The following is a 21,511-nucleotide window of genomic DNA, read 5'->3' as shown; positions in this document are numbered from 1 at the left end:
AATGAAAATCCGGTCTTACTTTTGCAAAAATGCTAAAAATTCCTACTTGAAGAACTGCACCTGGTCCTTCAGCTTGGCTCTCAGCGGCAAGAGGGCCAAAAGGCAAAGGAAGATACCACAGCTGGCAACCACAAACATGGTCTTGTAGCCGAAGAGGTCGATCAAGGTCCCGCCGAAAAGCGGCCCGAAGGCCCGGCCGACCCCGCTGGCCACCAGGGTCAGCCCCTGGTACTTACCCTTGCTGGAGTACGGCGACATGTCATTGACATAGGCCGGAATGGCGGAAAAGGCCGTCGATTCACCCAAAGTCAGGATCGACATGGACAAGACGAAGCCCGGGTAAGTCTTGGCGAAAATCAAGGTCAGCCAGGACACGGCAAACATGAAGATCCCGAAGTAGATCTGCTGGTAGATGCTCTTGAAGATCCGCGGGAAGCGGGCCAAAATCAGTTGCACGACCACGATGATGCCGGCGTTGATCGTCCACAAGGTTGAGTAGAGGTGGAAAGGAATTCCCAGGCTGACCATGTAAACGGACAGGTTGGACTCCCAGTTCATGTACATCAGCCAGGTTACCCCTAAAGTGATAAAGAAGCCCATGGTCATCCAGAAGTTGGCCTTCGGCATCTTTTCCGCCTTCAGCGGGGTCTGGCCAGTCTGCTTCTGCTCCTGCCGGCGGGCATGGTAGGCCACGATCGGCTTAAACTTGCAGAAGGCAACTAAAGTTCCGATCAAGAAAAGGCAGCTGGCAATGATAAAGAGCAGCTCAATTGAGTAGTCGTAAAGGTAGCCGACAATCAAGGTCCCGATTACCACCCCCAGGTTCTGGGAGAAGTAGAGAATATTGAAGACATACCGGCCCGGATACTTGCGCAGGCTGGTGGCAATGGAATTGACCAGGGCCCCGTTCCAGCCCCCTAAAAAGCCCGTACAGGCCAGCCAGGCCCAGTAAACCGGCCAGCCGTGGAAGAAGGCCATGGCTAACAGGACCAGGGCATCCAGCAGCATCCCGCCCACAATCAAAGGATAAGGGTTGAGCCGGTCAAAAAGCCGGCCGCTGATGGTCGACCCCAGCATGTTGGCCGCGCAGTTGCAGAAGAGGACGATCCCGATTACCGACAGGCTGATCCCCAACCGCTTGTTTAGGTAAACGGAAGTCAGTGGCCAAATGAAGCTGGCCCCGATCCAAGTAGCCAGTTCGGCCACGACCAGCCAGGGCAGCGCGATTTCCGGCAACTGGCTCTGTCCGTGTTTAGTTTTCATCTTTCCATTCCTCCTTTTCTAAACTTAATTGCTAAAAATACTCCAGGCAATAAGAAAACCACGACTCAGCAAGTCATGGCTTCTCTCTTTATTATAATTCTACAACTCTTTCTTCTTTCCTTGCAAGGCGCGCAAGTCGGTAATATCCTGCAAGACTTCCAAAACGCCCAGGTATTCCCCGGCCTTGTTTCTGACCGCCAGGTATTGGATGTAGACGAAGCGGCCCCGGACTTCAAACCAGAAGGCATGCTTGTCCTTTCTCCCGCTTCTTAGGTCATCCACGATGGCCTTGACCTTAGGCACGCTTTTTGGCATGTGAATGCTAAACAGGTTCATGCCCAGGTCGTTTTTCGAATGGGGATAAAAGCCGCAGCTGCCGCCAAAGTAGCGGATGACGTCGTCCTTGTCCACAAAGACCAGGTCCAGGGGCAAAAGGTCCAGGACGGCCGAGAGCTGCTCATAGCTGAGGCTGCCTTCCGCGAACTCAATAAAGGAGTCCGTCAGGGCCGGCCGGGCTTTTTCTTCCACCTGCTCGACTTCCACCAGCTTTTGGTAGTTTTCGGCTTCATTGCCGCCCAGCTGGCCGGCAAAAGTCCCGATCTGGTCATTCCACTTGGCGATGGCTACCGGGTCGGCTGCCTTTTTCTCAGCCAATTCGGCCGCGGACGGCCGCCAGGCTGGCGGATCGGGGATCAAGCAGTAGCCTACCCGGGGCTCGTCTTCCTTGACCCTGAGCCAGTCAGCCGGCGTCGCCACTTCCGTCAAGAGCGGCAGCATGATCGCCTCTTCCTTGAAGATCATTTCGGTGACTTCCTTGGCCGCCTGCTTGACCTTTTTGGCCAAAAGTTCTGCCTCGCCCGTTTCAGCCGCCTGCCGGGCCTCCTTGATCCAGGCCCGGATATCATCGTCTACCCCCCACATGACCTGGGGCGGGGCTGTGATGCCGTACTTGGTCATCAAGGGAAACATGGAGATTTCTTTTCTGGTGTAGTGCTTGTCCACTTGGGCCAGGTCAGCCAGCTCCTGCTTGATTTTGGCTAAAAGTTCCGGGGCTGGCTTTGCTTCATACTTGGCCAGGTCTGGCAAAAGGGCGTCGTTGACCAAGGATGTCAAAACAACATTCTCCTGCTTCAAGGTCTGGACCGGGTGGCCGGGCCGGGCAAAAGCCTCCCCTGCTTCCTGCTCGCCGATCGATCCCCGGAAGACTTCCGCGTGAACCGTGCACAAGTTCTGGATTTCCTGGGGGTTGAGGCCGCCGGCGATCAAGGCCCGCTCAGCTTCCGTGATTTCCTTGACTGAGACTGAAGAAAAAGCCGCGTTGAACATGGCCTTGGCCTGGTCAAAGTCCCCCTTGTCCCGCAAAAGGCGCAAGATCTCCAGCAGCTTCTCCTGCCTCTCTTCTAAAGACATGGTCATCACTCAGTCACCTCGTATCCCTTCAAGCGCAGCTTCTCCTTAACCTCTTCCAGGTCAAAGCCCATGGCCCGGCAGCCCATCGGCAGGGTCATCAGCCGGCCCACCGTGTCCAGCATGCCCGGAATCTTGATCCGGTTGAAGCCGATCTCGGCCATATCTTCGGTAAATTCCGGATACTGGTCAGCGAAAGTCTTGATCGGCTGGTGGAGGTTGATCTTCTTAGCCGCCGGAGCCGGCTCTTCCTTGATGCCCAGCTGCTTTTTCGCCTGCTCGCTTAAGCGGTCCGGGGTCCAGACCGGGTACCAGACCAGCTTGATGTCCACCTGCTTGATGGCGGCCAGCTGGCCCACCGCCTGGCGGATTTCCCGGTTCAGGTAGTCGTTTAAGGGGCAGCCGGCTGTGGTCAAGGTCATGGTCACCAGGCAATTGCCTTCATCATCGATGTCGACTCCGTAGATGAGGCCCAGGTCGACCACATTGACCAGGAGCTCCGGGTCGATGACGGTCTGCAGCTGGCCGATGACCTGGTTAACCAAGGCGCGTTTTTCTTCGTTCATTTTTTCCTCGCTAAAAAACTATCTCTGCAACTTATCCCAGATGACCGGGTGCAGGTCCGGGGTCTTGAGGGACTTCTGCACGTCGATGATCCGCTGGTTGCTGGACCCTCTGAACTGCAGGGTCAAGTCCTTCAAGTTGTCCATGAAGCGGCCGTCAACCAGGATGTCTAGCTTCTTGAGCATTTCCACCTTGTCCGGGGTTTCCTTCAAAAGTTCTTCCCAGGTATAGCCGGACCAGGACCAGATGTCCTTGCTGTGGCCGTATTCGGCCCGGACCCGGTCGATGATCCGGTTGCAGACCCAGGTGTTCAAAAAGGGTTCCCCGCCAAGCAAGGTCAAGCCTTGAACATAGGACTGGCCGATGTCCGCGATGATCTGGTCTTCCAATTCCTGGGTGTAGGGACGGCCGTAGTTGAAGTTCTGGGCGGCCAGGTTGTAGCAGCCCGGACAGTCAAAGAGGCAGCCGGACACGTATAAGGAGCAGCGGACCCCTTCCCCGTCAACGAAGTTGAAGGGCTTGTAGTCAGCAATCTTATGCTTGCTGTAATCTTCTGAGATCCATTCGCCCGGCTTGGGGTTCTTGGGCTGGCGCTTCATCTTCCGGGGCTTGGCCGGCTGGCCGGCATTTTTCGCCTTGTACTGGTTGGCGTCCACAAAGACCGTTTCCCCGCCGACGCTGATCCGGATCAGGTTGTCCCGGACGTCAGGACCTTCTTGCTGATTCTTGTCTTTCTCTGGCATCTCGCTTCTCCTTTGCTTTTGACTAAAAAATAGGCAGGAAAGATTCCTGCCTATTAGTATAATTCTTTTCGTTTAGTATTGGCTGTTCTTCTGCTTTTCCAAGCTGGCTTCCTCGCTGACCATGCCCAAGCTCATGTGCTTGGCCCGGTGGGCGATTTCTTCGTGCCGGCCGTGGACCATTGGCCGCTTCAAGGGGTTGCCCAAGTAGCCGCAGGTCCGCTTGACGCAGTCGCAGGTTTCCGGGTTGTGGTTGCCGCATTGCGGGCATTCAAAGCCCTTGGCGGTTGACTTGAACTCGCCGGCAAAGCCGCATTCGTAGCACTTGTCGATCGGGGTGTTGGTACCCAGGTAGCCAACTCTGTCGTAAGCCCAGTCCCAGACAGCTTCCAGGGCGGCCGGGTTTTGCTTCAGGTTCGGGTATTCGCAGTAGTGGATGAAACCACCAGCAGCGTAGTATGGGTAGTCCTTTTCAAAGTCCAGCTTTTCAAATGGGGTCGGGTGCTTGCGGACGTCGTAGTGGAAGGAGTTGGTGTAGTATTCCTTGTCCGTGATGTCCTTGACCTTGCCGAACTTTTCCGTGTCCAGGCGGCAGAAGCGGTCAGTCAAACTTTCACTTGGGGTGGAGTAGACGCTGTAGTGGTAGTGGTTTGGGTCTTCCTTTTCCCACTTGGCGCAGGCATCATGCATCTTCTTGACCACTTCCAAAGTGAAGGCCTTGGCTTCCGGGTTCTTTTCCCAGTCTGGCCCGTAGAAGACCGTGCCGACTTCGTAAAGGCCGATGTAGCCCAGGGAAACCGTGGCCCGGCCGTTCTTGAAGAAGTCGTTGACGTCGCCGTCATCGCCAACCCCTTGGCCAAAGGCGCCGTATTCATACAGGGTTGGAGCGTTGACCGGCTTAGCTTCAGTGACCTTCTTGGCCTTGTATTCGCAGGCTTGCCGGCCCAGTTCCAGACGGTCATTGAAGATTTCCCAGAAGCGGTCCATGTCGCCCTGGCTTTCCATGGCGATTCTTGGCAGGTTCAAAGTAACCACGCCCAGGTTCATTCGCCCGGAGTTGACTTCCCGGCCCTGTTCATCCTTCCAGCCTTGCAGGAAGGACCGGCAGCCCATCGGGGCCTTGAAGGAGCCAGTGATGTCGATGATCTTGTCGTAGCTCAAAACGTCTGGGTACATCCGCTTGGTAGCACATTCCAGGGCCAGCTTCTTGATATCGTAGTTCGGGTCACCTGGGTGGAGGTTAAGCCCCTTCTTCAAGCTAAAGACCAGCTTCGGGAAGATAGCCGTCCGGTGTTCCCGGCCCAGGCCTTCAATCCGGACCTGCAGGATGTCCTTTTGGATTTCTCTTTCAATCCAGTTGGTCCCTAAGCCGAAGCCCAAGGTGGTGAAAGGAGTCTGCCCCTGGCTGGAGAACATGGTGTTGATCTCGTATTCCAGGCTCTGCATAGCGTCGTAGATGTCCTTTTGGGTCCGCTTCTTGGCAAAAGCCTGCACCTTGTCTTCGTCGTCGATGAACTCCCGCCCTTCTTCCAGGTGCTTTTCGTAGTTCTTTTCGGCAAAAGGCGCCAGGACTTCGTCGCAGCGGTCAAAAGAGCAGCCGCCGTATTGGCTGGAAGCCACGCTAGTGATGATCTGGGCTACCTGGCTGGTGGCCACCCGGATGGAGTTCGGTACTTCCACGAAGGCGTTGCCGATCTTGAAGCCGTGGTTGAGCATGTAGTCAAAGTCGATCAGGCAGCAGTTGGACATTGGTGAAAGAGGAGTGTAGTCCAGGTCGTGCCAGTGGATGTCCCCGCGCAGGTGGGCCTTGGCGATGTGCTGGGGCATCAAGGTCAGACCGACCGTCTTGCCCACAGTCCCGGCAGTCAAGTCCCGCTGGGTGGCAAAGACGTCAGAGTCCTTGTTGGCATTTTCGTGGACGATGCTTGGGTCCTTGTCGACCAGCTTGGCCAGGCGCTGCTTGGTGTCAGTTTCTGCCCGCCAGTCGGCTTCGTCTTCCTGCCGCTTGGCTTCGTATTCCTTGGCTTCATTCAGATAGCCCAGTTCGTTCAAGCTGGCTCTGAAGGCAGCGTGGACTTGAACGGCGTCAACCGTGTAGGCGGCCAGCTTGGCGTAAACCTTGCTCAAAACGGCAGCCTTGATTTCGCTGTCTTCCAGGCCAAGTTCATCCAGAACCATTTCCAGCTTGAATTGTTCAAATTTAAATGGGGCGCCATCGCGCTTGATGAACTTCTTTGGCGCGTTGGCAAAATTCAGGCTCACAGTTTCTGCTGCTGGCTTTAACATGACAATCAACCTCTTATCTCTCAAAAATACCTTGTCTTTTTACATCCAGCCTCTGGGGCTGTTTAAGCGAGTTACCCACAAGAACTAGACTATCTTGTGGATTAAGTGTGGATAACCACCACATCTTGTTTAGTTCATGAGATAAGCATAGCACAAAATACCAGATATTGTGGTCTATACAAAGACCCATTTCTGTTAAATGACAGGAGAGAATTCAGTTGTCACGGGACTTGGAGCCCGTATATTTTTAAAAAAAGAATATTTTGCTTGGCCAAATATTTTTAGCCTTTTGCCAAAGTCCTTCAAAAATTCCAAAAAGATGAAAAAAGCCCTTGATTTTCATCAAGAGCTTATAAAAGTATTGGCTATTTATCGAAGTACTGGCCCTTGTTGACCTGGAAGTAGGTCTTGAAGCGCTTGTAGTAGTTGTGGAACATATACTTCATCAAAAGCCAGCGCTTAAAGGAGCTGTCCTGGTCGTAGAAGACGGTCGTCCCCACCTGGCCGGCATCGATCAGCTTCAAGGCCGCCTGCTTGGCCTCGTTGTCGACCGCGTATTCCTTGAAGATCTTCTCCGGCACGCCCAGCCAAAGCATGTGGCTGCTCTCCAGCTTGTTGGCATAGACTGTCTCCTGGCCGGCCAAGGAGTCTTCAGCGTAGTCGTCAACGTACCACTTGGCCAGGTTATAGCCGTTCAAGGTCACGTAGAAGCTGGACCGGCCTTGGCGGAGGTTGATTTCAAAGAACTTGTACTGGCCGTCGCGGGCATCGTACTTGATGTCGAAGTTGGCCATGCCGACATAGTTAATCTTCTCCAGGAAGGTCTGGACAGTCTCGTAGAGCTTTTCGTCATAGGCCGGCAAAATGGCCATGTAGTTCCCGATTGACTGCGGAGTCGGGTCTTCCAAAAGCGGGTGGCCCAGGCACATCATCTTGACCTGGTGGTTCTTGTCCACGTAGGCGTTCAAGACCCGCATGTTGGAGTCGTCGCCCGGGATGAAGTCCTGCAGGATCAAGTCTTCCTTGTAGCCATTGGTGTAGATCTTGCCCACAATGTCCTTGAATTCAGCCAGGTCCTTGATGACAAAAGCCTTCTTCCGCCCTTCAAACTGGACATCCAGCCAGGAAACCGGGTCTTCCGGCTTCAAGGCAACCGGGAAGGCAAAAGGCACGTCGGCGTATGACCCATCCTGGTAGTCAGCCAGCTTGATGATCTTGGTCTTCGGGTAAGGCAGGCCGTATTCTTCACAGACCTCGTAGAAGCCTTCCTTAGAGATCAGCTTTTCCAAAAGCTGGTAGTCGATGTAAGGAACGACGAAGGTCCCTTCCAGTTCCTGCTTATGCTTAGCCAAGAGTTCTGCATAGCCGTCCCCACAAGCGATCAGAATGACTGGCTCTTCATGATTCTGGTATTCCTTGATTTTTTCCTGCATGACTTCCATGAAGCCCGGGTCTTCGGAAAAACCAGGGTGCACTTCAACGTCCACGATCTTGGAATAGCGGGTGGCCGCCAATTGCGTTGCCGCCCAAGCCTGGACCTTGATGCCGTATGCTTCGTTAAAAGACCGCGCCATCCCGTAGACGTTGATGTCGCTGCCAAGCAAAATTGGTGTAAATTTAGCCATTAGTAATTAAATTCTCTTTCTCTTCTTTTTGGATTAGAGCAGCTTGCCCTGGGCGATCAAGCTGGCCACTTCCGGCTGCACGTGCTGGTACTTGCGCACGGTTTCCTCGTAGTCAACGAAGAAGAGCTTGTACCAAACCAGGAAGGTGTAGATTGCCCAGATCTGCCGGCGGTGAGAACCGTCCCCATTGTAGTTCTCATCCAGCAGGTCCAGGATCTTCTTTTGTTCAAAAATATCATTGACGAAGTCTTCGCTGAAGAGGTCTCTGACCTGCTTGTAGAAACGCTCTTCCTGCAGCCACTGCTTGATTGGCGTCGGGAAGCCCAGCTTCGGCCGCTTGGCCCATTCATCTGGCAGGACCTGTTCTGAAGCCTTGCGCAGGGCGTACTTGGTGTCATGCTTGTTGACCAGGTACTTGCTTGGAATAGAGTTGGCCAGTTCAGCGATCTTCACGTCCAGGTAAGGCACCCGGAGTTCCAGGGAGTGGGCCATGGAAATCTTGTCAGCCTTCTGCTCGATGTCGTTGAGCATGAAGTGGTGCAGGTCGATGTACTGCATCTGCTTGACATTGTCCAGGTCCTTGACCTTCTTGAAGTCTTCCTGGTAGTTGCCGTTGACCGTCAGCTTGTTCCGGTAGCTCGGCTGCAAGACAGCGTTAGCGTCCTTGGAAGTGAAGATGGTCGGGTAGTCCATGTCGTAGATGACTGACTGGCCCACGTAGAATTCGCTTGGTTCAGCCAGGTTGGTGTAAAGGTGCACCTTGCCCGGGAAGTTTGGCATCTTCTTGATCTTATGCGCCAGCTTAACCCGCTTGCCCTTTGGCAGCTTCTTCAGCTTGTCAGTAAAGACCTTGATGACATTGTTGTGGGTGTGCATCCCGTAGTTGACATAGCCGGCAAAAAGCTCATCGGCCCCTTCCCCGGACAGGGCAACAGTCACGTGCTTTCTAGCCAGTTTGCACAGGTACCACAAAGGAATGATTGACGGGTTGGCGTCTGGTTCGTCCATGTGGTACTGCATTTCCGGGAAGTCCCGCATGGCTTCTTCTGAGTAGACCTTGTCAGCGTAGAAGTGCCAGCCGTTGATGTCGGCCAGGGCCTTGGCCTTGGAAGCTTCATCGTAGGTGTTGTCGTCAAAGCCGATGGAGAAGACTTCATCCGGGTCCAAAAGGGCCGTCAGGAAGCTGGAGTCAACCCCTTCACTAAGGAAGGCCCCGACCTTAACGTCGGCGTTGCGGTAAAGGTCAACCGTTTCCTTCAAGTCTTCGTTGATCTTCTTGACTGTTTCTTCAAAGGAAAGGTTGTTGTCCTTGTATTCGGCATCCCAGTACTGGTGGGTCTTCATCTTGCCGTCCTTGTATTCAAACCAGTGGCCTGGCTGGAAGCGGTAGACGCCCTTGAAGAAGGTTTCCTTAAGGTCGTTGTACTGGTTCATCAGGTATGGCTTGACGGCTTCGGTGTTCAGTTCCTTTTTAAAATGAGGGAAGGCCAAAAAGCTCTTCAATTCTGAGCCGACCAAAAGGTGGCCGTCCACGTCCTGGTAGTACATCGGCTTGATCCCGAAGAAGTCCCGGGCCCCGTACATGGTCTGGGTATTGTCGTCCCAGATGATGAAGGCGAACATCCCCCGGACCCGCTTGAGGATCCCGTCCATCCCCCATTCTTCATAGCCGTGCAGGATGACTTCAGTGTCGGCCTTGGTGGAGAAGGTGTGGCCCGCCTTGATCAGTTCCTCTCTCAAGGGCTTGAAGTTGTAGATTTCCCCGTTGAAAATGATCGCCCGGCTGCGGTCTTCGTTGTAGATTGGCTGACTACCGCCCCGCAGGTCGATAATCGACAGTCTTCTGAAACCAAGGGCCACCTTGTCGTTGGTGTACATCCCGTCACTGCTTGGTCCCCGGTGTTGGATGGTAGCCATCATCTTGCCGATGGCCGCCTGCTTGTCATTGATTTCTGGATCGTAAAAGGCGACAATTCCGCACATATTTTCTCTTCCTTAATTCTAGTTAGTTTCTATAAAGTCAACTTCTTATTATAAAACAAGGGCTCTAATGTTTACAGAGTCCTTGTCAATCTTTACTTAAATGAAAAAAATTCTCCGTCTGGTCGCGGCCCCATAGCCAAAGACCTTGATCCGCCGCCGGAAAAGGTCCACGTTGACGACGTAGCCGGCAAATTCATTCTGGTGGTCCATCTTCCGGTTTAAGTTCTTGTTATACTTGGTCGTCAGCTGGTGGTTGGGCCCCATCAAGGCTGAGCAGTTGAACAGAACATACTGGATGCCGTTGATCCGGTACTGGTCTTCCACATGCCGGTGGCCGCAGAAGTAGGCGATGATCCGGGCGTCCTTGACCTTGGTGAAGTCAAAGTCGTTGCTCAAGCGGAATTCCGCCGGCACGTCCTTGCTGGAATGCATCCGTCCCTTTTCCTTCTGGTTGAAGGCCACCAGGAGTTCATGCAGGGACCGCCCGTTGTACTTCAAGGCATTGCCGCCCTTCCGGTTGATCGGGTTGGCGTGGCTGAGCAGGATAACCTGCTTGCCGCTTGACTGCTGCAGGATTTCGATCAGTTCCTGCACCTGGTCTTCCCGTACCCCCAGGGTCAATTTGACGTCGTACTTTTTCTGCCCTTTTTCATCTAAAATGTAGGGAATGTCTGACGTATTCAGACTGATCACCCGGACATGGCCCTGGTCAAACCAGGCCACCCCGTGCTGGCGGGAAACATAGCCCAATTCCCGCTGCCGGTACATCTCCGGCCACATGATCTTCTCAAACTCCCGCTCCGGGAAGCTGGCCTTCAAGTCATGGTGCTCGTCAAACTTGTCGTTTTCGTCATGGTTGCCCTTGATCATGAGGTAAGGCACCTTGCTGGACTTGAAGGAGTCCCGCAGCTTCATCAGTTCGCTTTCGCTGATGAGGCCGGCGTCAGAACCGTCGATCCAGTCGCCCAGGTGGCATTTGAGGTCCAGAATATCCAGCTGGTCCAGGTAGGAAAACTCTCTGACATGCATCAAGCCATTCCAGCCATAGAAGTCCAGGCTGTCAACGTTCTTAAAGTGGGTGTCGGTAATGACCCCGATATTGACGGAGTCGTCTCCTTCCCGGATTTCCTTTTTCACGTCGCTGACAAAGCGGGCCAGGTAGTCTTCCACGACATAGCGCCGGCCCGTTTCCCGGCTGCGGAAAGCCTTGAAGCGGTTCAGTTCTGGCACGAATTTCCGCTCGTATTCAGCGGCCAGGCTGTCGGTGCTTTCCGGACTGAGCGCCTGGTGCAGGATGCCCTGGTCATCTTGGTAGACCGTCAAGGTAAACGGCCGGCCGTCAGGCGTGGCGTCGCGAGCATCGACATGGTACTCCCCTACCGTCAGATACTTCTGCATGGGATCAAGGAGCTCGCCAGCATTCTTTTGCACGGCGTGCAGCTTGGAAGCCCCAACTGCCTTGTCAATAATTCCCTTTGTGTATTTAAACAGGTCCATTTCTACCCTTCCAAAAAGCCTAAAATCACAAAAAGCCGGGCCTCCCCCGGCTCTCAATTATAGATTTTCTGCTAATGCGTGTGCTGCCAGGCCCAAGGAAAGCACGGCATCCTTGGACAAGACGTTGCGCAGGTCGGCAGCGGCGATGGCTTCAACCGCCCCGATCACCTTGAGCCCGTAGACCAAAACGTGCAGGTCGGTTCTTGGCACGTAATTATCTTCCACGTAGGCATTTTCGTGGTTATAGGTCAGGTTGATTTCGTCCTTGTCAACGAAACCGTCCACGTGGTTGGTCAAGATGCGGTCGTGCAGGTCGCCCAGCTTGCCAGTCAGATTAGTCAGGGCCAGGTAGTGGTCACTTTCAGTTTCATAGTATTCATCTTCGGTCCGGTCGAAGTAATTGCTGATGGGATCGTTCAAGACGCCCAAATCATCGATAGCCTGGTAAACCCGGCCGGTATCCAGCTTTGCTTCACCGTTAAGAATTTTGTCTTGAGCTTCAGCCAACTCGTCAGCCAGCTCCATGGTAGTTAATTTTTCCATGTTGTCCTCCTTGCAATCTTACCCTAATTATAGCAAAAACTAGCTCTGGAATAGCTTTTTTTACTTGGGCAAAGCGCTTTTTTAAGGATTAAAAGAGCTTCTCAAAAATAATGACAAAAAAATTAAAGTGCAACTGGTATTTTTTAATTACATTGCTATAATTAGTAATATCTCTTAGATCAGCAGTTTAGCTGCATCTATCAAGCTGTGTCGTAATATATGAGTTTTACAAGAAAAAGAAGGCAACAAATATGAGAAGCAAGAAACTTTTAGCCAGCTCAGCCCTAATCCTAGCCAGCGCGGCCGCTTTAGCAGCCTGCGGGTCAAACAATTCCAAATCAACCACCGCCAAGAAACAGACTCTTACTTGGATGAACACCGCGGAAATGGCGACTTTGGACGCTTCCAAGGCAACTGACCAAGCCTCAGCTGAACAAATCAATAATGTCGAAGAAGGACTCTACCTTTTGGGCAAAAATGCCAAGGTGCAAAACGCCCTGGCCACTTCTACCAAGAACAGTGCTGACGGGAAAACCTGGACCTTTACTTTGAGGAAGAACGCCAAATGGTCCAACGGGGACCCGGTTACGGCCCAGGACTTCGTCTATTCCTGGCGCAGAACTATTGACCCGAAGACCGCGTCTGAATATGCCTACTTGTTCTCCGGCATCAAGAACGCTGACGCCATCGTTGCTGGCAAGAAGAAGCCGGCTACCCTGGGCATCAAGGCTGACGGCAAGTACAAGCTGACGGTTACTCTGGAAAAGCGGATTCCTTACTTCAAGCTGCTGATGGCCTTCCCGCTTTTCTTCCCGCAAAACCAGAAGTTCATTGAAAAGATGGGCTCCAAGTACGCGACCGCGTCCAAGTACATGATCTACAACGGTCCATACAAGCAAGTCGGCTGGACCGGGTCCAACTTGACCTGGAAACTGGTCAAGAACGACAAGTACTGGGACAAGAAGAATGTCAAACTCGACACAGTCAAGTTCAGCGTGCAAAAGACTCCGGCAACTGACTACAACCTTTACCAAAGCGGCAAGCTTGACGCGGCCTTCCTGGACGCCCAAGCCACCAAATCTTTGAAGGGCAAGACCGGCTACACCCAGCGGAAGATGTCCACGACCCAGTACCTGTCCTACAACCTCAAGAAGCACCCCGAATTTAAGAACAAGAATCTCCGCCTGGCTATTTCCATGGCCGTCAACCGGAAGGAATTGACTGCGACCCTGGGCGGGGCAGCTATTCCGGCTACGACTTTTGACCCGGAAGGCATGACGACCGTTGGCAGCAAGGACTACACTGACACGGTCAAGAACGCCGCTACTGAAAAGGCGACGACTTACAATGTCACTGAAGCCAAGAAACTCTACAAACAAGCTTTGAAGGAAACCGGCAAGAAGAAGATTTCCTTCACTCTCCTTGGCGATGACGACGACACGGCCAAGAAGGCAGCGGAATTCGTCCAAAGCCAACTGGAAAACAACCTGGGCATCGACGTTCAAGTGCAAAGCATCCCGAAGAAGACCCGGATTAACAGAATGATGAGCGGCAACTTCGATGTCGTTTCAACTGGCTGGAACGCAGACTTTGCTGACCCAATTTCCTTCCTTGACCTGCAAACTACTGGTGCTTCATACAATTACGGCAAGTGGTCAAACAAGACTTACGACAAGTACGTTGCCGCTTCCAAGACGACTTCTTCAACCAGCGACCGCTTCGACGACCTGGCCAAGGCTGAACAGATCCTGCTGGAAGAACAAGGGGTTACCCCACTCTACCACCCAGTTGAAGCCTGGATGGTCAAGCCGAGCGTTAAGGGCGTGATCTACAACGGCGCCGGGGCTAACTACAGCTTCAAGTACGCTTACCTGAAGTAATAGGAAAGTATTAGCAACTAACAAAAGAGACTCGCTGCTTACGCGGGTCTCTTTCTTTTGCCTAAAGAAGGCAACAATAGTAATAAACAAGTAATGATGATTGTCACTGTCAAATCAGCAAAAACATGCCAAGCAAGGTCAAGAAATTAGCGGTAATTTTTTCACCCAGACCGGCCAAGCGGCTGCCTGGCAAAAGGCTGGTCAAATCATATCTCTGCCGGTAAGAGTCAGTCGCCAGCTGAGAAAATATGAAGACGCCCAGCAAGGCAAAAAGTGATCTAGCTTTTAGCTTTATTTTTGTGCTCGGCAGTACTTAGTGCCGCGGCCGCGTCCTAATTTAACAGCGTAACCTTGTGCAATCAACTCGTTTAAGAGCTTAACAAGTTTGCTTCTACTAAAGCCAGTTACTTGCATTAGGTCAGAAGTTGCTAAGGGGATGCTTTGGAGAGAATCGTATACTAATTTCAAGTCACCAGTTAAGCTAGCTTCATTTTGAATTATCGGCAAAATGATTTTGACTGAATTCTCAGAAACAGAGAACTGAGGCTGTATAGTACTATCACTGTAGCTAGTAAGAATTCGCTGAATCCCAGTTCCAAACTGCTCAATAATTTTTAGTCTAAAGAAAATATTGGCAATTATTGGATTTCGTAAAACTGAGATTTCGCCATTTAAGTAACTTTCTTTGCTTAGACCTTGAGGTAAATTACCAGGAGAGGTAATTTCGATTCGGTCGTCAAACATAGCTACTTTGATTTGAGCATTGATCGCCCAATTCCGGTGAACCAAGGCGTTGGCTAAGGCTTCACGAAAGGCGTCTTCAGGAATCAGCTCAAACTTTTGCCGGTATGCGCCAACGACTTGCTCATACTGGTAGTATTGTTGATATTTGGTGATAGATTCTTCGTATTCTCTTAGAATAGATTCCTTTTCATAGATGACGCGTTCTCGCATGGTATTAATGTCGCTCCCAAAGCGTACCATGTCAATCCCGCGAAAAGTATTTTGATCAGCAAGGAGTTCCCCTGCAATTGTGTATCCTGAACCTTGTTCATAGAGATTGAGCGTGATTAGGGTATCACGAGTAAGATCAGATATGCCTAGGTCTCGCTGAAAAGTTCTCTTCAAAAAATCAAAGCTCAAATCTTGGTCAGGCGCTGGTAGGCTATCATATGAACGGTTGTTACCCTTTAAAATTAATTCAGACAGTTCTAAAGGATCGACTTCAATTGAAGAACTATCATTGCGTTTGTAGGTCTTAGACTTGTAAAAATATGGGGGAAACTTACCTTGGTGGACGGTCAAAACAACTAACTTCTTGTCTGAGTCAATAGCCAAATCATATTTAGGATTAGGCTTAATAGCATCATTAATTGTATTTTCGATTTTTAGACAAGTAGCTACTGGATCATTGATTCCCACAGCTTTTCCAGAGTCGGTTAGGCCAAAAATAATTTTGCCAGTTCCATAGTTGGCATAAGCACTAACGGTTTTGAGGAATGTATTAGATACTTTTTCCTTAAATTCTAGATTTTTAGTTTCACGCATTTGCATCTTCTCCTTGCGTAATACGAAAAGCTAATTGTGTTTTTTACGTATCAATTTTAACACGTAATTAGCAAATTTTCGCGCTTTTTGTGCACGAAAAAAAGATGAAAAGCTAATTGTGTTTTTTACGTGTTTTATTAACACGTAAATCTTTGCGGAAACGCCAGTAAGCGTCCCAAGCCGCATGAGTTGAAGGCAAAGAGCCGGAGCATCTCTGCCGGTAATTAACAAAATAAAAAAAGCCGTGGCAACCGCCACAGCTTTTCAAAGAGTTATTATTCAATCTGTTTTTTTAGACCAGCTTCTTCCGAATTGCACCGGAGATCCAGTCGATGATCACAACCATGACGATGATCCCCAAGAGGATGATCCCGACCCGGCTCCATTGCCGATAGTTCAAGGCGATGATCAAAGGATAGCCGATACCACCGGCACCAACCAGACCCAAAACAGAAGCGGACCGGACGGACACGTCAAAACGGTAAAGGGTATTGGAAACGATGGCTGGCATCAAGTCAGGCAGGGTAGCAAACATTGCCACGTTAAACTTGGACCCGCCGACTGCCGTAATCGCTTCAGCTGGACCATCATCCAAACTTTCAATCGCTTCTGAGAACAGCATGGCCAGCATCCCGACTGAGTGCAGACCCAAGGCCAGGGCACCGGCTGGAGCGCCCGGGCCAACGGCCTTGATGAACATCAAGGCCAGAACGATTTCTGGGAAGGATCTGATGAAAGTCAAAACGATCTTCCCGCTTTCAGATACCCAGAACTTCTTGTGCCGGGTGTTGGCTGCCCAGAAAGCAAAAGGAACTGAAATGATGGCGGAGATGAAAGTCCCCAGGAAGGCAATACACAAGGTCTGCCACAATTGGGAAAGCAAGTCTTCCCCGCTGCCGTTATAAACATAGGACCAGTCCGGGTGGAAAAGACCATTGAAGATCGCCCCGGTAATCTGACCGGCAGTTGGCTTGATCCCGCCGAAGTCGATGCCCGTGCAGGACCAAATAATGATGGCGATGGAAATAATCCAGCCGCCCCACTTAATAGCTCTGGACTTGGCCGTCACTGGTTTTGGTGGTAATTTCTTCATTGTCGTATCCATTAGCGCATCAAAGCCTCCCTTGCTTTAGTTGAAACAAAGTCGATGACCAAAACAACCAGGAAGACAACCAGGATGATCATCCCCGTTTGGTTGTAGTTGAACATGTCCAAAGTGTTCTTCAGCTGCAGACCGATACCACCGGCACCGATGTAACCGAGGATCGTGGATGCCCGGACGTTGATTTCAAAAGCGTAGAGGGCGTAGCTGATGAAGTAAGGCAAAATCTGTGGCATAACGGCAAACATGATGTTGTTCATCCCGTTGCCCCCGACTGCCTTGATGGCTTCACTTGGACCTGGATCAATAGTTTCGATGGCTTCGTAGAAGAGCTTGACAACGACACCAAAGGTGAAGACGATCAAGGCCAGGATACCGGCAACCGGGCCGATACCAACGATGGCAACGAAGATTGAACCCAAGAGCAGGTCCGGAATAGTTCTGATGATGTTCATGATGAAACGCAGAACACCGGTAACTGCCCGGTTGTGGACGATGTTTCTGGCAATCAAGAGTGAGTAAACGAAGGCCAGAAGAGACCCGATGACCGTACTGATGATGGCCATCTTGATCGTTTCCACCAGGTAAGGAATCGCCGTCCCGGCGTATGACCAGTCCGGCTGGGCCATCTGCACGAAGATTTCCGCGAACTGGTCAAAGTTGGCGAAAAATTCCGGCAGGCTGGTTTTCGTGTTGTTAACAGATAAAACCAAGCCCAGGATCATCAAGATGAGCCAGACCCAGTTCCACATCTTAAACTTCTTTTTTGGAAGTTTTAACATGTCGCGGTCAGTTGCTGACATTGTTAGTCTTCCTCCTTACCCTTGCCGCCATTGTAGATGTTGTCAAAGACGCTTTGCGGCGTGTCTTCCATCTTGCCGTCATAAACGATTTCCCCGGCCCGGACACCGATGACCCGGTGGCCAAATTCCTTGGCCAGTTCAATTGAGTGCAGGTTGGCCACGACCGTCATGTCATACTTTTCGTTCAACATCTTCAAGTCTTCCATAACCTGCCGGGAAGTCTTCGGGTCCAAAGAAGCCGTTGGTTCGTCGGCCAAAATGATTTCCGGTCTTTGGGTCAGCACCCGGGCGATAGCCACCCGCTGTTGCTGACCACCGGACAACTCGTCAGCCCGGGAGTAAACCTTTTCAGCCATGCCAACGCTTTGCAGGGCTTCATAAGCTCTTTGCTTGTCCTTGTCAGTAAACAAGTTAAAGGTGGTCTTCCAAGTTGGGTAGTAAGCCAGGCGGCCAGCCAGGACGTTTCTTAAAACACTGGAGCGCTTGACCAGGTTGAAGCTTTGGAAGATCATCCCGATCTTGCGCCGCTTGAGGCGCAGGTTCTTGCCCTTGGCCTTGGTGATTGATTCACCGTCAATCAAGATGTCGCCTTCAGAAATGTCGTGCAGGCGGTTGATTGCCCGGAGCAGAGTGGACTTGCCGGCACCGGAAAGACCAACGATTACCACGAACTCACCCTTGTTGATTTTCAGGTTGATGTTCTTCAAACCAACGGTACCATTGTCGTAGACCTTGGTAACGTTCTTCATTTCGATCATCGGCTGTTCTGCCATGAATAATAACTCCTTAAATAACTAAATTTGCTTTTTCATTGAAAATCGTGTCCTACGTTAAAGCGGGGCACGATTTCACTATTAGTATTCAGTTGATAATCTTTGTGATATCAATGACTACTTGGTAGCAGCCATCTTGTCGTACTTGCGGACGATGTTGAAGTCTGAGTCCTTTGAAGGGGTGTAGCCTTCGTGGCTGTAGATGCTTTCAATGATCTTCAAACTCTTCTTGTCCTTGCGCAGAGATTCGAAGGCCTTGGACAGCTTCTTGCGGAAGGAGCTGCTCATGTCTGAACGAACTGAGATAGTGTCGTTAGGGATGCCCTTAGTGAAGTAGATTGGAACAACCTTCTTCATGATGTTTGGTTGGTCGGCCAAAACAGTGTTACGTGCGTCTTCGAAAGTGAAGGCAGCATCAACGTCCCCGTTAAGAACGTCAAGCACAGCTTGGTCGTGGCCAGTTACAGTTACCAGGTTGGCGTTGCCCTTCTTAGTCAAGTCCAGGCCCTTTTCCTTCAATTCAGCGATTGGGAAAATGTAGCCGGCTGAAGAAGTAGCGTTTTGCACGGCAATCTTCTTGCCCTTCAAGTCCTTCCAGCTCTTGATCTTTGACCCCTTCTTAACCAGGATTTCTGCCCGGTAGAACTTAACCAGCTTCTTGGTTGCCTTACCGCCTGGTTGCTTTACCCCGTAACGGAGAGCTTGCAGCAGAACGTCAGCAGCCTTTTGCTTGTGGGCCAGAACGTAACCATCTGGTGGCAAGAAACCGACGTCAACCTTCTTTGACTTCATGGCTTCAACAACCGTGTTGTAGTCAGTTGACATTGAGATCTTAACCGGAACGCCAAGCTTCTTGGAAAGGATCTTTTCAAGTGGCTTAGCCTTGGCTTCCAAAGTGGAAGCAGCTTGACTAGGAACAAATTGGATCGTCAAAGGGTGTGACTTTGATGGAGTGTAGCCCTTTGATGAAGATGATGACTTGCTTGAAGAGCAAGCGGTTGCCAGCACAGCAGCAGCAACAGTTAAAGCACCAAACAATGCTTTCTTGAACTTTTTCATTATTTCCCCCTGAAAAATGGTTAATGAAAGCTAGACAGTACAACAGTAGCATAAGGGATGAGCCTAGGGACGGCCAGAGAAAAGTCCACACAAAAGCTTCCTTCATAGGTCGGCTCTCACGCTCATGCATCTCATCAGAACAACAGCAAGGCAATCTGCGTTTCTGCGTTCTGGAACAATTCTACCAGAAATATTCGGGTTTTAGCAAGCCTTTTTCGGCTTTTTTACCCAAACTAATTGATCCGGTCCAATTTCATAAACAAAAAGTTAATGAAATAGCGAAAAATTACACAAACTACTAACTTAACCGGCTGAAATCCGAACAAAAGTAAAATTTAAGTTAAATAAACAGGAAATAAAAGAACGTTTGGAAATTGTTCCAAACGTCCTCTTTTTAAGATATACTTTTATCAGCCAGCTTACTTGGCAGGCATGTTGTTGACGTCAGTTCTGACGATCAAGACATCGGCCATGGCATGCTGGTTGACGTATTCGGTAACTGACCCCATCAGCATCCGCTCAACGGCGTTCAAACCGGTGGCACCCATCACGATCAGGTTGTTGCCGTGGTCCTTGACAAAGTCGTAAGAGATGATTCTCTTCGGGCTGCCATAACGGATGTGGTAGTCAATGTCGTCAAAGGCCAGGTTGTCGTGGGCCCATTGCTTGAGGCTCTTGAGGTATTCCTCTGAGTCTTGGGTCATTTGGTAGATCGTGTCGCCTGAGATCAAGGTGTCCTGCATTTCGCCCATGAACTGCCGGGTGTCGATCACGTTCAAAACATCAACGTGGTAGCCGTTGTTGGCGGCAATCTTCACGGCCTTGTCAAAAGCACGTTCAGCGGATTCAGATCCATCGACAGGTACCAAAATTTTGATTTTTTCTTCAGTCATAGTGCTCATCTCCCGTACTATCTACGTATTTCGCTTATCTATATTTTAACATAAGTCACGGCTTAGTAATGCGCTTTCGCAAAATTGTTACATCTTAAACTTGCAGGGGAGCATTTTTTTAGCGGGATGAAAAAATCAACCGGTAAAAAGCAACAAAAAGAAAATACAAACATATAAAATAAGAAAGGATTCGACAAAATGACTTCATTAAAGCAGCAATTGCTGGCCGTTAAAGGCGGCCGGAACTTCCGTGAACTGGGCGGCTACCAGACCATTTCTGGCAAAAAGATCAAAATGCACAAGCTGATCCGGAGCGGGCATTTAGCCGACCTGCTCAAGGAAGACCAGGAATACCTGCGCCGCTACGGGCTTAAGTACGACATCGACCTCCGGACCAGTTTTGAAAGAAACAAGCAGCCGGACCGGAAGATCGCGGGTGTCGAGTACTTCGCCGACCCGGTTTTCGATGAGGACTTGACCAACTCCACCATGAGTATTTCCGACATGGCGAGAGAAAGCCAGGATCCAGGCTGGGGCTACCAGCGGATGCTGTGGGCCTACAAGAACATGGCAACCGGGAAGAACGCCAACAAGGCCTACCAGCACCTGTTCGAAGTACTCCTGGCTAATGAGAAAGAGGGTGAGAGCGTGCTTTTCCACTGTACGGCCGGGAAAGACCGGACCGGTTTCGGGGCAATCCTGATCTTGACGGCTCTGGGCGTGCCGATGAAAACCATTGAAAAGGACTACCTCTTTACTAATGAAGTAATCAAGGACTTCGTCAGCCAGCTTTTGGCCAAGGAAAAGGCCGCCGGAGCTGATGACAGCCTCCTTACGACCTTCCGCGATTTGCAGACCGTCCAGCCAGCCTACTTCAAGTACCTGCTGGACGTCATCAACCGGGACTACGGCAGCATCAACGCCTACCTTCACCAACAAATCGGCCTCTCTAACGCTGACCTGTTGGATTTGCGGACGATATACTTGGAGAAATAACTCAAGAAAAATATTGCCATATATTTTTAGGAGTGTTATTCTTATACCATAGATTAATCCGCTTAATTTATTTATGTATATCAACATTGGGAGGATAAGAATAATGAAAAAGGGCTGCCCTTAGCTGCTGCAGCTTTATCACTAATTTCAATTGGCTCAGCTGGTTTGGTCCATGCAAGTAATAATCATACAGATACCAGTTGGGATGCTATTCTGCCTAGAAATGGCGGTAACTACTACACCGGTGCCAGATATAAGACTGACAAATCTCGGACTTATGTGCGTGTCAAAGAAGTTGGCAAAGGTATGGTTAATGTCTGGGCTCAAAAGAGTGATGGCGTAGAAATTGGCAATCCAAAATATGCCCTTAAGGCCGGACAATCCCAGCTAATGTACAACCGGGCATATGAAACCTACGGTAAAACAAAGATTCGTTTAGCGATCGAAAGTAAAGAAGGCTATGTAGTCCATGTTCACGCCAGTGGTGTTTGGAGTCCTGACTCAGTTAAAAAGAAGTAACTACTAAGCATCTGGTAAGCCAGATGCTTT

General features: G+C 50.7%; 19 protein-coding genes. 4 read left to right on the top strand and 15 right to left on the bottom strand.

Annotated elements, in window-relative coordinates; genetic code table 11:
* Positions 1-42 precede the first annotated feature (42 nt).
* The 9 genes from ACLUXO_RS06795 to ACLUXO_RS06755 form a co-directional block, all read right to left on the bottom strand.
* Positions 43-1,263, bottom strand: a complete 1,221-nt coding sequence (locus ACLUXO_RS06795) for an MDR family MFS transporter (protein WP_412136887.1) — start codon at positions 1,261-1,263, stop codon at positions 43-45.
* Between the two features lie 99 nt (positions 1,264-1,362).
* A complete protein-coding gene (locus ACLUXO_RS06790) occupies positions 1,363-2,679 on the bottom strand; it encodes a DUF438 domain-containing protein (RefSeq protein ID WP_412136886.1) in 1,317 nt (438 codons plus the stop codon).
* A complete protein-coding gene (locus ACLUXO_RS06785; RefSeq protein WP_086356070.1) occupies positions 2,679-3,236 on the bottom strand; it encodes an iron-sulfur cluster assembly protein in 558 nt (185 codons plus the stop codon). The genes ACLUXO_RS06790 and ACLUXO_RS06785 overlap by 1 nt, the downstream gene beginning before the upstream one ends.
* An 18-nt stretch (positions 3,237-3,254) precedes the next feature.
* A complete protein-coding gene (gene nrdG, locus ACLUXO_RS06780) occupies positions 3,255-3,977 on the bottom strand; it encodes an anaerobic ribonucleoside-triphosphate reductase activating protein (protein WP_412136885.1) in 723 nt (240 codons plus the stop codon).
* A 72-nt stretch (positions 3,978-4,049) separates the two neighbouring features.
* Positions 4,050-6,260, bottom strand: a complete 2,211-nt coding sequence (gene nrdD / locus ACLUXO_RS06775) for an anaerobic ribonucleoside-triphosphate reductase (RefSeq protein WP_412136884.1) — start codon at positions 6,258-6,260, stop codon at positions 4,050-4,052.
* Positions 6,261-6,625: 365 nt separating this feature from the next.
* Positions 6,626-7,885: a carboxylate--amine ligase gene (locus tag ACLUXO_RS06770; RefSeq protein WP_003614469.1), complete on the bottom strand. Its 1,260-nt coding sequence runs from the start codon at positions 7,883-7,885 to the stop codon at positions 6,626-6,628.
* A 33-nt stretch (positions 7,886-7,918) separates the two neighbouring features.
* Positions 7,919-9,868 (bottom strand): asparagine synthase (glutamine-hydrolyzing), encoded by a 1,950-nt coding sequence (asnB, locus tag ACLUXO_RS06765; protein ID WP_412136883.1) that lies wholly within the window; start codon positions 9,866-9,868, stop codon positions 7,919-7,921.
* 96 nt (positions 9,869-9,964) lie between these two features.
* Positions 9,965-11,365 (bottom strand): metallophosphoesterase family protein, encoded by a 1,401-nt coding sequence (locus ACLUXO_RS06760; protein ID WP_412136882.1) that lies wholly within the window; start codon positions 11,363-11,365, stop codon positions 9,965-9,967.
* 57 nt (positions 11,366-11,422) lie between these two features.
* Complete coding sequence (locus ACLUXO_RS06755; RefSeq protein WP_003614491.1) at positions 11,423-11,908, bottom strand: hypothetical protein; 486 nt, start codon at positions 11,906-11,908, stop codon at positions 11,423-11,425.
* Between the two features lie 251 nt (positions 11,909-12,159).
* On the opposite strand from ACLUXO_RS06755, the gene ACLUXO_RS06750 reads away from it, so the two are divergent.
* Complete coding sequence (locus tag ACLUXO_RS06750) at positions 12,160-13,788, top strand: peptide ABC transporter substrate-binding protein (protein ID WP_412136881.1); 1,629 nt, start codon at positions 12,160-12,162, stop codon at positions 13,786-13,788.
* Between the two features lie 100 nt (positions 13,789-13,888).
* Positions 13,889-14,065, top strand: coding sequence for a hypothetical protein (locus ACLUXO_RS06745; RefSeq protein WP_412136880.1), 177 nt, complete (start codon positions 13,889-13,891; stop codon positions 14,063-14,065).
* Positions 14,066-14,079: 14 nt separating this feature from the next.
* Here the strand turns inward: ACLUXO_RS06745 and ACLUXO_RS06740 are convergent, their stop codons facing one another.
* The 6 genes from ACLUXO_RS06740 to ACLUXO_RS06715 all read right to left on the bottom strand — a co-directional run bounded on the left by ACLUXO_RS06740 (position 14,080) and on the right by ACLUXO_RS06715 (position 19,966).
* Complete coding sequence (locus ACLUXO_RS06740; protein ID WP_412136879.1) at positions 14,080-15,336, bottom strand: ATP-binding protein; 1,257 nt, start codon at positions 15,334-15,336, stop codon at positions 14,080-14,082.
* A 292-nt stretch (positions 15,337-15,628) separates the two neighbouring features.
* Positions 15,629-16,441 carry a phosphonate ABC transporter, permease protein PhnE gene (phnE, locus tag ACLUXO_RS06735; RefSeq protein ID WP_412136878.1) on the bottom strand — a complete coding sequence of 271 codons (813 nt, stop codon included), beginning with the start codon at positions 16,439-16,441 and terminating at the stop codon, positions 15,629-15,631.
* Positions 16,441-17,241 (bottom strand): phosphonate ABC transporter, permease protein PhnE, encoded by an 801-nt coding sequence (phnE, locus tag ACLUXO_RS06730; protein ID WP_412136877.1) that lies wholly within the window; start codon positions 17,239-17,241, stop codon positions 16,441-16,443. The genes phnE (ACLUXO_RS06735) and phnE (ACLUXO_RS06730) overlap by 1 nt, the downstream gene beginning before the upstream one ends.
* 2 nt (positions 17,242-17,243) lie before the next feature.
* Positions 17,244-18,014: a phosphonate ABC transporter ATP-binding protein gene (gene phnC / locus ACLUXO_RS06725; RefSeq protein ID WP_412136876.1), complete on the bottom strand. Its 771-nt coding sequence runs from the start codon at positions 18,012-18,014 to the stop codon at positions 17,244-17,246.
* Positions 18,015-18,131: 117 nt separating this feature from the next.
* Complete coding sequence (locus tag ACLUXO_RS06720; RefSeq protein WP_412136875.1) at positions 18,132-19,073, bottom strand: phosphate/phosphite/phosphonate ABC transporter substrate-binding protein; 942 nt, start codon at positions 19,071-19,073, stop codon at positions 18,132-18,134.
* A 419-nt stretch (positions 19,074-19,492) separates the two neighbouring features.
* Positions 19,493-19,966, bottom strand: coding sequence for a universal stress protein (locus ACLUXO_RS06715; protein ID WP_003611675.1), 474 nt, complete (start codon positions 19,964-19,966; stop codon positions 19,493-19,495).
* 198 nt (positions 19,967-20,164) lie between these two features.
* Between ACLUXO_RS06715 and ACLUXO_RS06710 the strand changes: the two genes are divergently transcribed.
* Both ACLUXO_RS06710 and ACLUXO_RS06705 read left to right on the top strand, forming a co-directional pair.
* Positions 20,165-20,962 (top strand): tyrosine-protein phosphatase, encoded by a 798-nt coding sequence (locus tag ACLUXO_RS06710; protein ID WP_412136874.1) that lies wholly within the window; start codon positions 20,165-20,167, stop codon positions 20,960-20,962.
* Between the two features lie 165 nt (positions 20,963-21,127).
* Complete coding sequence (locus tag ACLUXO_RS06705) at positions 21,128-21,481, top strand: hypothetical protein (protein WP_412136873.1); 354 nt, start codon at positions 21,128-21,130, stop codon at positions 21,479-21,481.
* Positions 21,482-21,511: the final 30 nt, after the last annotated feature.

The organism is Lactobacillus delbrueckii subsp. bulgaricus (genome assembly GCF_046938665.1).
Classification (GTDB): Bacteria; Bacillota; Bacilli; order Lactobacillales; family Lactobacillaceae; genus Lactobacillus; species Lactobacillus delbrueckii_C.
Note: the sequence above shows the minus strand (reverse complement) of the source record. Positions and strands in the feature narration are given on the sequence as shown.